This window comes from Stenotrophomonas lacuserhaii (assembly GCF_014836545.1).
Classification (GTDB): domain Bacteria; phylum Pseudomonadota; class Gammaproteobacteria; order Xanthomonadales; family Xanthomonadaceae; genus Stenotrophomonas; species Stenotrophomonas lacuserhaii.
In genome coordinates this window covers 146,705-160,351 of record NZ_JACSQS010000008.1, presented here as the reverse complement: position 1 = coordinate 160,351, position 13,647 = coordinate 146,705, and the positions used below count along the sequence as shown (strand labels likewise).

Sequence of the window (13,647 nt, the reverse complement as noted above, 5' to 3'; positions counted from 1 at the left end):
CCGTCTTTTCGCATGGATGCGAAAAGCGAGCCTCCATGGACGGATTCACGGCGTGTCCTGCACAGCCACCCCGCCCCAACAGCAAGCAGCCCTGCAGCTGTTGCCGTTGCCGTTGCCCGCGCGCTCCTGATTCAGGCCACGAACGGTTTGAACTGCAGCCCCAGGCCGGTCATGCCGTCCACTTCGCCGATCAGGTCGGCACGCAGCAGCGGCCGTGGGTCGATGAAACTCTGCGGCACGATCAGCGACAGCCGGTCGTCCTCTGCGGTGATTTCCAGCACCGGCAGCGGCGTGGATTCGTGCGCGCGGTTGACCAGCACCGCCAGACGCAGCAACGCGGCCAACCGGCGCGCCGGCACCACCAGGCGCTCGGGAAGTGCCTCGAACGCGCTCTTGGGCACGTTGCGGCGGTGCGTGCGTACCAGTGCGGCCAGCATCTGCTGTTCCTGCCGCGAGAACCCGGCGATGTCCGAGTTTTCCAGCAGGTAGCTGCCGTGGGTGTGGTAACCGCTGTGCGCGATCATCAGGCCCATTTCATGCAGGCGCGCGGCCCAGGACAGCATGCGGGCATCATCGGCTTCGAGCTTCCAGCTCTCCCGGACCTGGTCGAACAGAGACAGCGCCGTGCTCTGCACGCGATCGGCCTGCGCCACGTCGATGTCATAGCGCACGGTCAACGTATCCACCGACACATCGCGTGGATCGTTCTCGCCGGCGCGGCCGACGATGTCGTACAGGATGCCTTCGCGCATGGCCGCCTTGCTGACCAGCAGCTTCTGCAGGCCGAGCGCCTGGAAGGCCGCTTCCAGCACCAGCACGCCGCCGGCGATGATCGGCCGGCGGTCGCTGCCCAGCCCGGGCAGCACGATGTCATCGATCTTCTTGGCCTTCAGCAGTTCATCGCGCAGCTGCGGCAGCGCCTCGGCGGTGATCGCGCCCTTGCTCAGCTTCATCGCCGCGCAGATCTCGCTGATCGCCTTGTGGGTGCCCGATGAGCCCAGCGCCTCATCCCAGCCGAGCGCCCGGTACTTGCTGGCGAATGGCTGGAACTCGCGGCCGATTTCAGCCAGTGCATCCTTCCAGCGCTTGCGGCTGAGCTTGCCACCGGGGAAGAACCGCCGGGTGCTGGCGATGCAGCCGGCCTGCAGGCTTTCGCGTTCCAGGGTCTGCATGCCCGAGCCGATGATGAATTCGGTAGAGCCGCCGCCGATGTCGATCACCAGCCGGCGCTGGTCGGCCTTGGGCGGCTGCGCATGCGCCACGCCCAGGTAGATCAGGCGCGCTTCTTCGCGCCCGCTGACCACTTCGATGGCATGCCCCAGCGCGGTTTCGGCCGGCATCAGGAACGCCTGCGGCGAGCGCAGCTGGCGCACGGTGTTGGTGGCCAGGGCGCGCACGCGGTGCGAGGGCACGTCGCGGATGCGCTGGCCGAAGCGGGCCAGGCATTCCAGCGCGCGCTGTCGCGCCTCGCTGGACAGGCCGCCTTTGCCATCCAGGCCGTCGGCCATGCGCACGGTCTCGCGCAGGCGGTCGACCACCCGCAGCTGCCCCAGCGTATAGCGGGCGATGACCATGTGGAAACTGTTGGAGCCGATGTCGATGGCGGCCAGCAGGTCGCCATCTTGCAGGGTCGGGGAAGTCGATGTGTGCGGCATGCGCGAATGGTAGCCGAAGGCGGGTGCCGCTCGTCACCGCGCCTTCTTCACGCTGCCGGATCGGCAGCGCTCACAGGCCCTGCATCAGGCCCATCTGTGCCGAATGCGGGGCCTCGTCGTGCGCCGGTGCCAGCTTCACGTAGCGGCCGTCGGCCTGCAGTTCCCACGCGTTGAGGTTGTCGTCCAGGTAGTTCTGCAGCACCTCGCGGTACACCCGTCGTGCCAGTGCCGGGTCGAGGATCGGGAAGGCGGTCTCCACGCGCCGCAGCAGGTTGCGTTCCAGCCAGTCCGCGCTGGCGCAGTACAGTTCCGGTGCGCCGGCATTGCCGAACCAGTAGACCCGGCTGTGTTCCAGGAAGCGGCCGACGATGGAGCGCACGCGGATGTTGTCCGACACCCCCGGCACGCCGGGCCGCAGCGTGCAGGCGCCGCGCACGATCAGGTCGATCTGCACGCCGGCCTGCGAGGCGGCATACAACGCACGCACCACCTGTGGTTCGTTGAGGGCGTTCATCTTGGCGATGATGCGCGCCGGGCGTCCGGATTCGGCGATCGCTTTCTCGCGCTCGATACGCTTGAGCACCCCGGTGTGCAGGGTGAACGGCGATTGCAGCAGATGCTTCAGCTTGGCCTTCGACGCCAGCCCGGACAGCTGCTGGAACAGCAGGTGCACGTCGTTGCCGATATCCGCATCGGCGGTGATCAGGCTGATGTCGGTGTACGCGCGCGCGGTGCCACTATGGTAATTGCCGGTGCCCAGGTGTACGTAGCGGCGCAGCTTGCGGCCTTCGCGGCGCACGATCAGCAGCATCTTGGCGTGTGTCTTGAAGCCCACCACGCCGTACACCACCTGCACGCCGGCTTCCTGCAGGCGATCGGCCAGGCCCAGGTTGGCCTCTTCATCGAAGCGCGCACGCAGCTCCACCACCACGGTCACGTCCTTGCCGTTGCGGGCGGCCTGGATCAGCGCCTCCACGATCAGCGAATCCTTGCCGGTGCGGTACAGGGTCTGCTTGATCGCCAGTACGTTCGGGTCGGTCGCCGCCTGCTTGATGACGTCCAGCACTGCGGTGAAGGCATCGAAGGGATGGTGCAGCAGCACGTCCTGGCGCGCGACGATATCGAAGATGCCGTCTGAATCGCGCAGCGTACGCGGGGTCATCGGCGGGTACTTCAGGTCCGGCCGCGGCACCACGTCGTACAACTGGATGACGCGGTTGAGGTTGACCGGACCATCGATGTAATACACCGCGTTTTCGGTCAGGCCGAAGTTCTGCAGCAGCGTGCGCACGATGTCGCGCGGGGTGTCCTGGGCGATCTCCAGCCGCACCGCCGGCCGGTAGCCACGGTCCACCAGCTCGTCGCGCAGCGCCAGCGCGAGGTTCTCGACCTCTTCCTCGTCCACCACCAGTTCGGAATTGCGGGTGACGCGGAACTGGTAGGCGCCTTCCACTTCCATGCCCGGGAACAGCTCATCGACGAAGGCCGACAGCATCGAGGACAGGAACACGAAGTTGCGGCCCTCGCCCAGCGATTCGGGCAGTTCGATGATGCGCGGCAGCGAGCGCGGTGCGCGTACGATCGCCAGGTGGCCACTGCGGCCGAACGCATCCACGCCCTTCAGCACCACCACGATGTTCAGTGATTTGTTGAGGATCTTCGGGAACGGATGCACCGGGTCCAGGCCAAGCGGCGACAGCACCGGCATGATCTCGTTGCGGAAGTAAGCGCGCAGCCAGCGCTTCTGGCGGTGGTTCCACGAATGGCGGCCGAGCACGCCGATGCCGGCGTCCTGCAGTGCCGGGCGCAGCACCTCGTTCCAGCAGCGGTACTGCTGGTCCACCAGTTCTGCGGCACGGTCATGGATGGCGGTGAGGATCGCCTGCGGGCTCATGCCATCCGGCGCCGGCGGCAGCCCGAACTCCTGCGCGTGGCGCACCGCCGCGGCGCGGATTTCGAAGAACTCGTCCAGGTTGGTGCAGGAAATGCACATGAAGCGCAGGCGCTCCAGCAGCGGCACCTGCGGGTCCAGCGCCTGCGCCAGTACGCGGAAGTTGAAATCCAGCTGGGAGAGTTCGCGGTTGATGTACAGCGCCGGATCCCGCAGTGAATCGGAGTCCGGCTGCGGCACGACGGGGAGGGATCCTGGGCTGCTCATGGCGTCAATCTTCGGCATGGAGGGAGGCGGCCACATCGCGCGCGCGGACATGCGACGCATCGAAATGGCAGGAGAACGTGGAGCCCTTGCCGACCTCGCTCTGGATCTCCAGGCGGGCGTGGTGCAGGCCAAGGATGTGCTTGACGATGGACAGGCCCAGGCCGGTACCGCCGCTCTCGCGCGAACGGCTGCTGGACACGCGGTAGAAGCGTTCGGTCAGTCGCGGCAGGTGGTTGGCCGGGATGCCATAGCCGGTATCGCGCACGGCCAGTACCACGCCGTCGCCTTCGCGGCTGAAGGTCACCCGCACCTGGCCGTCGGCCGGGGTATAGCGCACCGCGTTGGTGACCAGGTTGGAGAATGCGCTGTGCAGTTCCTTGATCGACCCCAGCAGGTCCACCCCGGCGTGGTCTTCCACGGTGATCTGGTGGCGGCCCTGGCTGTGGGCTTCGGCTTCGCGGCGCAGCGTGGCCAGCATCGGCAGCATGGCCACCACTTCGGCATCGCCGGCTTCCTGCGATTCCAGCCGCGACAGGGTCAACAGGTCCTCCACCAGCTGGGCCATGCGCTGGCTCTGCTTGCGCATTTCTTCCAGCATCGGGCCGGTGCCGGGGAAGTCCTCGGGGTCCATCATGTCCAGGTAACCGTGCACCACGGTCAGCGGCGTGCGCAGTTCGTGCGATACGTTGGCCACGAAGTCGCGGCGCACCTGTTCCAGCCGCAGCAGCTTGCTGACATCACGCGCGATCAGCAGCCAGTGATCAGCCGAATAGGGGATCAGGCGCAGGTTGAGGCGGATCGCCGGGTCGACCGGCGAGGGCACGTCCAGGATCGGTTCGGCGTTGCGTCCACCGGCCAGCCAGTGGGCCAGCGGCATCGGCTGCAGGCGCTGCACCAGCGCCTGGCCCAGGTCACCGGGATGGTGCAGGCCGAGCAGGGTGGTGGCGGCTTCGTTGAACCACTGCACGCGCTGGCTGTTGCGATCCAGCACCACCACCGCATCGGGCAGCGCGGCCGCCGCGGCACGGTAGCTGCGCAGCATGTCCAGAAGGCGGCGCTTGCGCACGCGCATTTCATGCTGGTTGCGCGATACCACGCGGTCGAGTTCATTCCAGACCCCGGCACCGTCGGCGATCTCCCAGCGCTGGCGCGCGGTCAGCCGGCCGAGCACCCGGCGCAGCCGCCAGTAGTGCCAGGCCAGCGCGCCGATGGCGGCGATCGCCAGTCCCATCCACGCATCACCGAGCGCCCAACCCGCCAGCCCGGACAACAACAGCACCATGGTCAGGGTGGCCAGGGTCTTGAACCAGGCCGAACGGATGTGACGCGGCATTGCGGTACCAGTGATCAGGTGGAAGTGGAGAAGCGGTAGCCTGCACCACGCACGGTCTGCACCATGTTTTCGGCGGCGAACGGTTCCAGCGTCTTGCGCAGTCGGCGGATGTGCACGTCGATGGTGCGCTCTTCCACGTACACACTGCCGCCCCAGACGTGATCCAGCAACTGCGCCCGCGTGTACACGCGCTCGGGGTGGGTCATGAAGAAGTGCAGCAGGCGGTATTCGGTCGGGCCGATCGGCACCGGCTGGTCGTTGGCGAACACGCGGTGGGCAGCGCCGTCGATGCGCACCGAACCGACCGCGACGCTGCCATCTTCGTCGTCGTCGCGGGCCCGGCGCATCACCGCGCGGATCCGCGCCAGCAGCTCGCGGGCGGAGAACGGCTTGACCACGTAATCGTCCACGCCGGCTTCCAGCCCGCCGACGCGGTCGTTTTCCTCGCCGCGCGCGGTCAGCATGATGATCGGCACTTCGCGGGTCAGCGCCTCTTTGCGCCAACGGCGGGCCAGGTCCAGGCCACTGGTGCCCGGCAACATCCAGTCCAGCAGGATCAGGTCGGGCACGCGATCGGCGATGGCCGTCTGTGCTTCGCGTGCGTCGCCGGCGTGGATCGGCTCGTAATCGCCCTTGCGCAGGGCAAAGGCCACCATTTCGCGGATCGCGGGTTCGTCGTCGACGATCAGGATGCGTTTCTGCACGAGGCCACCAAGTTGCTCATCAGATCGGGAGTGACGTCAGTAGACTACGATTTGATGACATGTTTGTGACGCCACCGGCCCTGCTGTAACGACCAGCGGTCGGCAGGCCACCCCGTGGCAACCGTCAGCGGCGCTCCAGTTCCGGGTCATTGACCCCTTGGCGGCGCATTTCCAGCACCGTGGGGGTGATGGTCTCGATGCGCGCATCGACCCGCGCGCGGGTGACGTAATCCAGGTTGGGCTGGCGTTTCAGCGCCTGCAGCTGCATCAGCGACTGTTCCGGACGGCCGTTGAGGTAGGCCGCTTCGGCGTAGGCTTCGCTGGCACGGTGCGCATCGCCGGCCAGTTCACTGGCACGGGCAAAACGCTGCTGGAAGACCGGATCGTTGCCGCTTTGTGACAGCAGCGGCCGCAGCATGGCCTGCGCGCGCTGGCCGGCGGCCTGGCCGCCCTGTTCGTTGAGGATCTGCGCGAAGGTCAGCGCCACCGGACGGCTGCCCGGGTGCTGACGCAGCAGCGCCTCGAAGCGTTCGTTGGCCCTGGCGGCCTGGCCGGAGCGCGATTCGGCCTCGCCGAGTGCCAGCGCCACCCACAGGTTGCCGGGGTCGGCGTCGTTCAGCTCGGCCAGGGCGCGCGCCGCACCCGCCGCACCGCCGGTGCCGGTGGTCAGCTGGGCCAGCGCCTGGCCGTAGCGCTGGGCCGGGGTCAGTCCGCCTTTCTGCCGGGCCAGGCCCTGGTATTCGCGGGTCAATTCGGACGGAGTCACCGCGCTGAGCACGCGCAGGCGCTCGCGGGCCCAGTCGAAATCACCGCTGGAACCGCGGCTGAGCTGGCCCACCGAAACCTGCATGCCCGGCGGCAGCAGCAGGTTGTTGCGGCGGGTGATCGGGTCGGACAGGCCCGGATCGCTCGGGTTCACCCGTTCGGTGCGCACGCCACCGGGCACCTCGGTGGTCAGCACCACCGTGTCCTTTTTCATCTGCTCGGCGCGCAGCTTGGCCTCGCTGATGCGGGTGGTGTTCACCGGATGGGTGCGCAGGAAGTCCGGTACCGTGTAGCCGCCGTCGTTGCCACGCATCGAGGCGCTCATGCGTTCGAAGAAGCCGGCCATGGCGTCCACGTCGTAGCCGCTGCGGGCCAGCGTGCGGATGCCCAGGCGGTCGGCTTCGGATTCATTGGAGCGGGTGTAATCGATCTGCCGCTGCTGCATCAGCCCCATGCCCGATGCGATGCTGGCCATGGTCGCGTTGCCGGCCGAGTTGCCCCCGGCCTGCTGGGACGCGATGACCGCCGCCAGCATGCCCAGCAGGATCGGGATCTGGTCGCGCTGGGCGCGTTCCACACCGCGCAGCACATGCTGCTGGGTGACGTGGGCGATTTCGTGAGAGAGCACTGCGGCCACTTCGTCTTCGCGTTCGGCAGTGAGCACCAGCCCGGCATTGACGCCGATGTAGCCGCCCAGCGTGGCGAAGGCATTGATCTGCCGGTCCTTCATCATGAAGAAGGTGTACTGCTGGCGCGGCTGCGCACTGTTGGAACCCAGCCGGGTGCCCATGGTCTGCAGCCACTCGGTGGTGAGCGGATCGTCCAGCAGGTAGCCGTAGTTGCGCAGTTCGCGCAGCATCATGCCGCCGTACTCGGCCTGGCGGGCAGGGGTCAGCAGTTCACCTGCCGACGATCCGATGTCGGGCAGCGAATCCTGGGCCTGGGCCAGCGGCACGGCCAATGCGAGGGTCAGGGCAGCGGAGAGCAGCAGCGGTCGCAAGCGGTCGGTCCTCGGGCAGCGTCCCCCAGCGTGGCAGGCCAGGGGGAAACCTATCGTTAATCCACAGTGTTGCGGCCATGGCGTGGATTTTCCATCAGGCCGCTACCATATACAGACAGTCGAACCGTCGTGGAGTTTCCCGTGAGCCAACTTGAACAGCCTGCTGGTGGCGCCCCCGCCATCACCATTTATTCCACCGCTGTCTGTCCGTACTGCGTGGCAGCCAAGAACTTCCTCAAGAGCAAGGGCCAGCAGTGGACCGAGGTGCGCATCGACCTGGATGTCGCCGAGCGCGAGAAGATGATGGCCAAGACCCGCCGCACCAGCGTGCCGCAGATCTTCGTCGGTGACGTTCATGTTGGCGGCTACGATGACATGATGGCCCTGCACCGTGAAGGCAAGCTGGAGCCGCTGCTGGCCGGGCAGGGCGCAGCATGAGCGCAGCGGACGAAGGCGGCGACCGCCTGGCCGAGTTCAATGCCTACCGCAAGAAGATGAACGAGCGCATCCTGGCTGAACCGAACCAGGTGGTGCGCCGTTTCTTCGCGCTGGATACCCAGACCTACCAGGCCGGCGCGCTGGATGTGAAGACCAAGGAACTGCTGGGCCTGGTGGCTTCGCTGGTGCTGCGCTGCGACGACTGCATCAGCTATCACGTGGCCCAGTGCAAGGCCGCGGGGGTGGAGCGTGATGAGTTCTTCGAAACGTTCTCGGTGGGCCTGGTGGTGGGCGGATCGATCGTGATCCCGCACCTGCGCCGCGCGGTGGACTTCCTGGACCAGCTGGAAGCAGGCGCCGCGGCCCCGGCCGAACACGAGCACTGACACGCGCCAGATGCGCCGCTGACCGTCATTTCGTGGCGGGTGAGGGCCGTTGGTCTCTTGGTGGGTGACGACCATTGGTCGTCACGGCCTGCCACACCAGAGCCCGCAATGCGTCTGGTGACACAGCCCCTTCTGTTGAAGGGGCGCGCCGACAGGCGGGGGTAGAGGAAGAATGCGCGGGCAATTGTGCCTCTGCCGGCCTCGAACTTTGGTCTATTTGGGGGCTTTGACCCGGCTGAGGCATAATTGCGGCTGAAACTTACCTGCGCCGGTGCACCGGGCACCCCCGGACGGCGTTTTTCCCCCTGTTCGGAAATTTGATCAATGACGCAGAAAATCACGGTCATCCGCGGCGATGGCATCGGCCCGGAGATCATGGACGCTACGCTGTACGTCCTGGACAAGCTCAACGCCGGCCTGGAATACGAAGACGCCGACGCCGGCCTGGTCGCGCTGGAAAAGCATGGCGACCTGATGCCGGCTTCCACGCTGGAATCGATCGCGCGCAACAAGATCGCACTGAAGAGCCCGCTGAGCACCCCGATCGGCGGTGGCTTCACCTCGATCAACGTCAGCCTGCGCCGCCACTTCGACCTGTACGCCAATGTCCGTCCGGCGCACACCTTCCCCAACACCAAGTCGCGCTTTGACAACGTCAACCTGGTGACCGTGCGCGAAAACACCGAAGGTGCCTACCTGGCGGAAGGCCAGGAAGTGTCGGCCGACGGCGAGACCGCGTTCTCCGGTACCCGCATCACCCGCAAGGGCTCCGAGCGCATCGTGCGCTACGCCTTCGAACTGGCCCGCAGCACCGGCCGCAAGAAGGTCACCGCCGTGCACAAGGCCAACATCATCAAGTCGACTTCGGGCCTGTTCCTGGCCGTGGCGCGCGAAGTGGCGGCCAAGTACCCGGACATCGAGTTCCAGGAAATGATCGTCGACAACTGCTGCATGCAGCTGGTGATGCGTCCGGAACAGTTCGATGTGATCGTCACCACCAACCTGTTCGGCGACATCATCTCCGACCTGTGCGCCGGCCTGGTCGGCGGCCTGGGCCTGGCCCCGGGTGCCAACATCGGTGAGAACGCGGCGATCTTCGAAGCCGTGCACGGCACCGCGCCGGACATCGCCGGCCAGGGCAAGGCCAATCCGTGCGCTCTGCTGCTGGCTGCCGCACAGATGCTGGACCATATCGGCCAGCCGGAAAATGCCGAGCGCCTGCGCAAGGCCATCGTCGCCACGATGGATGCGAAGGATTCGCTGACCGGCGACCTGGGCGGCACCGGCAATACGATGAGCTTTGCCCAGGCCATTGCAAGCCGCCTGTAACCGGCGACGGCAAGGCCATGCACGACCAGCGGGGCGCCTTCGGGCGCCTCGTTGCGTTTGAGGGGGCGGCGCACGATCTGTGCGTTTCATGCACAGATGGAGTGCGCGTCAGGGGGTTCTTGGTGCGCACCGTGCACGGCACCATGGCCGCACTCTCCGTAGCCCAGGTTCCTCCTCATGAATATTGCAGCTTTCGGTCTTGCCAGCCTGATCGGCATGGCCGCCGTCGCCCCGGTCGCCGCCGCCGAGCCGGCCCATCCCACCATCCGCCAGATGGCCGGTGCCACGCCGATCGACGCCCTGCAGGCAGGCAAGACCGCGGTGATCGTCATTGATTTCCAGAACGAATACTTCCCCGGTGGTCGCATGGTGATCCCCGATGGTGCCAGCGCCTTGCAGAATACCCGCCGGCTGATCAAGGCCGCCGATGCCAAGGGCATCCGCGTGATCCACGTCCAGCACGTGCTGCCGGCCGGCGCCCCGCTGTTCGCCGAAGGTGGCAAGACCGTGCAGTTCCATCCGGACATGCAGCCGCGGGCGGGGGACAGCGTGGTGCAGAAGGACAACGTGAGCGTCTTCGCCGGCGCCTCGGCTGCGGTGATGGACAAGACCTTGAAGGACGCCGGCATCGACACGCTGATCGTGACCGGGCTGATGACCCATGCCTGCGTGTCCGGCGCTGCCCGCGACGCCGCCGCCGCCCCGCGCGGTTATCGGGTGATCGTGTCCTCCGACGCCACCGCCACCCGTGACCTGGAGCTGGCCACCGGTGCGACCATCGACCACAGGACCCTGCACGCGGCCAGCCTGGCCACGCTGGAAGACACCTATGGCGATGTCATGACCACCGAGGCGATCATCGGCCTGGTCAACAACGCCGGCGCTGTCGCACGCTGATAAGCTGGCCGCGCCCGCAGCACGCGGGCGCCGGCCGGAGCGTGCCCTGGATGGACCATTTCGCTGCCCTGCGAGCGCTGCGTGCCATCGTCGAAGCAGGCAGTTTCACCGCCGCCGCCGAGCGCCTGGGCACCACGCACTCGGCGATGTCGCGGCAACTGCGGCAGCTGGAAGATCATCTGGACGTGCGGCTGTTGGATCGCAACAGCCGCAGGTTCGCGTTGACCGAGGCCGGCCGCCAGTACTACGCCGAAGCGGCGGAACTGCTGGACCGGCTGGAACTGGCCGACAACCGCGCCCGCGCTGCACAGGCGCAGCCGAGTGGTCGCATCCGCATCAGTGTGCCGCAGGTGGTCGCCAGCCAGGAACTTCCCCACTGGCTGCCCCCCTTCCTGTCGCGCCATCGGCAGATCTCGCTGGACCTGTGCGCGGACGACCAACTGGTGGACGTGGTCGGCGGCGGCTTCGACCTGGTGCTGCGCATTGCCCATGAACTGCCGGACAGCCAGATGGTGGCGCGTGAACTGGCCTGTTGCGACCGCATCCTGGTGGCCGCACCGTCCTACCTGGCCCTGCATGGCCTGCCGCGCCACGGCAGTGAGCTGGCGCAGCACGCGCTGCTGGCCTTCAGTCCAACCAGCGCACGGGTGCCATGGCACCTGCAGGGTCCGCGTGGCGCATCGCTTGAAGTCGAGGCCGGCCAGCGGCTGGCGGTTGATGCGACGCCGGCGCTTCATGCCGCCGCGCTGGCCGGCATGGGCATCACCCTGTTCACCGCACTCACCGTGCAGGACGATCTGCGCGCGGGGCGCCTGATCCGCGTGCTGCCGGACTGGAACGCCGGCCAGCGACGCTATTACGCGCTGTACCCGCACGCCCGCGCACTGGCGCCCAAGGTGCGCGCGCTGGTCGATCACCTGCAGGCGCACTACGCCGCGCTGCAGTCGTCCATCAACACGCGGTAGGGGTCGCGGTAGGGGTCGCGGTAGGGGTCAGAGTCCGGGGTCAGAGTCCTCTTCTGCGAAAAGGACTCTGACCCCGGACTCTGACCCCTTTCGGGAGTCGCTCAGCGCTGCTGGATCTTCGACAGCAGGCGCAGGAATTCCACGTACAGCCACACCAGGGTGACCATCAGCCCGAACGCGCCGTACCACTCCATGAACTTCGGTGCACCCTGTTCCACGCCGCTTTCGATGAAATCGAAATCCAGCACCAGGTTCAGTGCCGCCACGATCACCACGAACACACTGAAGGCGATGCCCAGGCCGCTGGCTTCATGGATCACCGGCACGTTGATGCCGAACATCCCCAGCACGATCGACGCCAGGTACAGCAGCGCGATGCCGCCGGTGGCCGCGACCACGCCCAGTTTGAAGTTTTCGGTGGCCTTGATCAGCCCGCTGCGGTACGCCACCAGCAGCGCCACCAGGGTGCCGAAGGTCGCCAGCACGGCCTGGAACACGATGCCTGGGAAGCGCTGTTCGAACATCGCCGAGATCGCGCCCAGGAACAGGCCTTCCACCAGCGCGTACATCGGCGCGGTGACCGGCGACCAAGTCTTCTTGAACACGGTGATCAGCGCCAGCACGAAGCCGCCCAGCGCACCGCCGATCAGGTAGCCCATGCCGGCCGAGGACAGCGTGCCGGCCGTCTCGCCGCCGGTCACCAGTGCCTGGCTCCACGAGAACGACGCGGTCAGCACGGTCAGCAACAACAGCAGGCCGGTCTTGTTGACGGTGCCGTTGAGGGTCATCACCTGGTCGCCGCGGGCCGAAACGGTACCGCTGCCAAGATCAAGGAAGGTGGATTCGGAAAGAGCCGGGTTGCCGCTGCGCATGTGCGATCTCCGTGCGAAAAGGGGGTAGGGGAGGCCATCAAGGGCCATCAACGGCCAGCATAACGCACCCCATGGCAGCAAGCTTGCCCGCTCCCGGCCACGCCTCGCGACCACTCCGTAGGAGCGAGCTTGCTCGCTCCTACACACGCCTGCGCAGGTTTGACAGAACCGGGGCCGGGTGTTCACAATTCCCGTCTGCTCGAGGGCCCCGCCCTGGCAGGAAGCATCGCCGGGGTATAGCGCAGTCTGGTAGCGCGCCTGCTTTGGGAGCAGGATGTCGGGGGTTCGAATCCCTCTACCCCGACCAACCATCGCCCTGTTGGAGCGGGTTGGTCCACCGGTTCGGGCGCCCGTAGCTCAACTGGATAGAGCACCGGCCTTCTAAGCCGGCGGTTACAGGTTCGATTCCTGTCGGGCGCGCCATTGAAATCAAACCACGGTGATTGCCGCAACGTTCCCGCACCGCCGTGATCGGCGCCCCGAATTCCTTTTTTCTCATCCCGGATCTGCCGCCACTGCGCGCGGGAACAGGGTGGAGCTGCAGCCCGGTGGTCAGGCGACGCCGCATGTGTGAAGAAGCGCTTGCAATTCTGGAGCGACTCCGTAAAAATAGCGGACTTGCTTCGGCATTCGTCGCTTTTCGGCGCGGTGCAGGGCAGAAATCAAGGTTCCAGAGGCATGCAGTTGCCGCCGCTGGATCCGATGTTTCAGTGGTGGCTGTAGCTCAGTCGGTTAGAGTACCGGATTGTGATTCCGGTGGTCGGGGGTTCGAATCCCCTCAGCCACCCCACTGATTCAAGGCAGGTCAGCCGAAAGCAGATCAGCCGTTGCAGAAAGACGCGATGCAGCTTAAAGTATCCGTCTAGTTTTTCGGGCCGTTAGCTCAGTTGGTAGAGCAGTTGACTCTTAATCAATAGGTCCAAGGTTCGAATCCTTGACGGCCCACCAGACAGAAGCCACCAAGCACACGCTTGGTGGCTTTTTTCTTGCCTACGTGTCGTCGGCGGCAGGGTGTCGGAAAAAAAGCTTGCATGACGTGTCGCGACCACGTCATAATTCGCCTCCCGATTTTCGGGCCGTTAGCTCAGTTGGTAGAGCAGTTGACTCTTAATCAATAGGTCCAAGGTTCGAATCCTTGACGGCCC

At 66.2% G+C, this 13,647-nt stretch carries 11 protein-coding genes and 5 tRNA genes; 10 read left to right on the top strand and 6 right to left on the bottom strand.

Annotated features, from left to right (window positions below; genetic code table 11):
• Positions 1 to 131: 131 nt before the first annotated feature.
• The 5 genes from ppx to H9654_RS09990 all read right to left on the bottom strand — a co-directional run bounded on the left by ppx (position 132) and on the right by H9654_RS09990 (position 7,615).
• Positions 132 to 1,655: an exopolyphosphatase gene (ppx, locus tag H9654_RS10010; protein ID WP_101098719.1), complete on the bottom strand. Its 1,524-nt coding sequence runs from the start codon at positions 1,653 to 1,655 to the stop codon at positions 132 to 134.
• A 70-nt stretch (positions 1,656 to 1,725) separates the two neighbouring features.
• Positions 1,726 to 3,813, bottom strand: a complete 2,088-nt coding sequence (gene ppk1 / locus H9654_RS10005) for a polyphosphate kinase 1 (RefSeq protein WP_101098720.1) — start codon at positions 3,811 to 3,813, stop codon at positions 1,726 to 1,728.
• A gap of 4 nt (positions 3,814 to 3,817) precedes the next feature.
• Complete coding sequence (phoR, locus tag H9654_RS10000; RefSeq protein ID WP_191770703.1) at positions 3,818 to 5,146, bottom strand: phosphate regulon sensor histidine kinase PhoR; 1,329 nt, start codon at positions 5,144 to 5,146, stop codon at positions 3,818 to 3,820.
• A gap of 14 nt (positions 5,147 to 5,160) precedes the next feature.
• Positions 5,161 to 5,850: a phosphate regulon transcriptional regulator PhoB gene (gene phoB, locus H9654_RS09995; RefSeq protein WP_042614802.1), complete on the bottom strand. Its 690-nt coding sequence runs from the start codon at positions 5,848 to 5,850 to the stop codon at positions 5,161 to 5,163.
• A 124-nt stretch (positions 5,851 to 5,974) separates the two neighbouring features.
• On the bottom strand, positions 5,975 to 7,615 hold the full coding sequence (locus H9654_RS09990) for a M48 family metalloprotease (protein WP_182656948.1): 1,641 nt from the start codon (positions 7,613 to 7,615) through the stop codon (positions 5,975 to 5,977).
• A 141-nt stretch (positions 7,616 to 7,756) separates the two neighbouring features.
• Here H9654_RS09990 and grxC point away from each other — a divergent pair, with 141 nt between their 5' ends.
• The 5 genes from grxC (at position 7,757) to H9654_RS09965 (ending at position 11,630) form a co-directional block, all read left to right on the top strand.
• On the top strand, positions 7,757 to 8,053 hold the full coding sequence (grxC, locus tag H9654_RS09985) for a glutaredoxin 3 (RefSeq protein WP_191770702.1): 297 nt from the start codon (positions 7,757 to 7,759) through the stop codon (positions 8,051 to 8,053).
• On the top strand, positions 8,050 to 8,439 hold the full coding sequence (locus H9654_RS09980) for a carboxymuconolactone decarboxylase family protein (protein WP_191770701.1): 390 nt from the start codon (positions 8,050 to 8,052) through the stop codon (positions 8,437 to 8,439). The genes grxC and H9654_RS09980 overlap by 4 nt, the downstream gene beginning before the upstream one ends.
• A 324-nt stretch (positions 8,440 to 8,763) precedes the next feature.
• Positions 8,764 to 9,768 carry an isocitrate dehydrogenase gene (locus H9654_RS09975; protein WP_042614806.1) on the top strand — a complete coding sequence of 335 codons (1,005 nt, stop codon included), beginning with the start codon at positions 8,764 to 8,766 and terminating at the stop codon, positions 9,766 to 9,768.
• A 177-nt stretch (positions 9,769 to 9,945) separates the two neighbouring features.
• Positions 9,946 to 10,665 carry a cysteine hydrolase family protein gene (locus H9654_RS09970; protein ID WP_191770700.1) on the top strand — a complete coding sequence of 240 codons (720 nt, stop codon included), beginning with the start codon at positions 9,946 to 9,948 and terminating at the stop codon, positions 10,663 to 10,665.
• Positions 10,666 to 10,715: 50 nt separating this feature from the next.
• Positions 10,716 to 11,630 (top strand): LysR family transcriptional regulator, encoded by a 915-nt coding sequence (locus tag H9654_RS09965; RefSeq protein WP_191770699.1) that lies wholly within the window; start codon positions 10,716 to 10,718, stop codon positions 11,628 to 11,630.
• Positions 11,631 to 11,731: 101 nt separating this feature from the next.
• Here the strand turns inward: H9654_RS09965 and H9654_RS09960 are convergent, their stop codons facing one another.
• Entirely contained in the window at positions 11,732 to 12,502 is a 771-nt protein-coding gene (locus tag H9654_RS09960) for a Bax inhibitor-1/YccA family protein (RefSeq protein ID WP_191770698.1), read from the bottom strand.
• A 230-nt stretch (positions 12,503 to 12,732) separates the two neighbouring features.
• Here H9654_RS09960 and H9654_RS09955 point away from each other — a divergent pair.
• The 5 genes from H9654_RS09955 (at position 12,733) to H9654_RS09935 (ending at position 13,647) form a co-directional block, all read left to right on the top strand.
• Positions 12,733 to 12,809, top strand: a tRNA-Pro gene (locus H9654_RS09955).
• 39 nt (positions 12,810 to 12,848) lie between these two features.
• Positions 12,849 to 12,925 (top strand) — tRNA-Arg (locus tag H9654_RS09950).
• A gap of 290 nt (positions 12,926 to 13,215) precedes the next feature.
• A tRNA-His gene (locus tag H9654_RS09945) sits at positions 13,216 to 13,292 on the top strand.
• Positions 13,293 to 13,374: 82 nt separating this feature from the next.
• Positions 13,375 to 13,450, top strand: a tRNA-Lys gene (locus tag H9654_RS09940).
• A gap of 125 nt (positions 13,451 to 13,575) precedes the next feature.
• A tRNA-Lys gene (locus tag H9654_RS09935) sits at positions 13,576 to 13,647 on the top strand.

Bases quoted from the DNA above. Each gene is read 5' to 3' on its own strand.
- ppx (WP_101098719.1), bottom strand. From the start codon at position 1,655: ATGCCGCACACATCGACTTCCCCGACCCTGCAAGATGGCGACCTGCTG.
- ppk1 (WP_101098720.1), bottom strand. From the start codon at position 3,813: ATGAGCAGCCCAGGATCCCTCCCCGTCGTGCCGCAGCCGGACTCCGAT.
- phoR (WP_191770703.1), bottom strand. From the start codon at position 5,146: ATGCCGCGTCACATCCGTTCGGCCTGGTTCAAGACCCTGGCCACCCTG.
- H9654_RS09980 (WP_191770701.1), top strand. From the start codon at position 8,050: ATGAGCGCAGCGGACGAAGGCGGCGACCGCCTGGCCGAGTTCAATGCC.
- H9654_RS09975 (WP_042614806.1), top strand. From the start codon at position 8,764: ATGACGCAGAAAATCACGGTCATCCGCGGCGATGGCATCGGCCCGGAG.
- H9654_RS09970 (WP_191770700.1), top strand. From the start codon at position 9,946: ATGAATATTGCAGCTTTCGGTCTTGCCAGCCTGATCGGCATGGCCGCC.
- H9654_RS09965 (WP_191770699.1), top strand. From the start codon at position 10,716: ATGGACCATTTCGCTGCCCTGCGAGCGCTGCGTGCCATCGTCGAAGCA.
- H9654_RS09960 (WP_191770698.1), bottom strand. From the start codon at position 12,502: ATGCGCAGCGGCAACCCGGCTCTTTCCGAATCCACCTTCCTTGATCTT.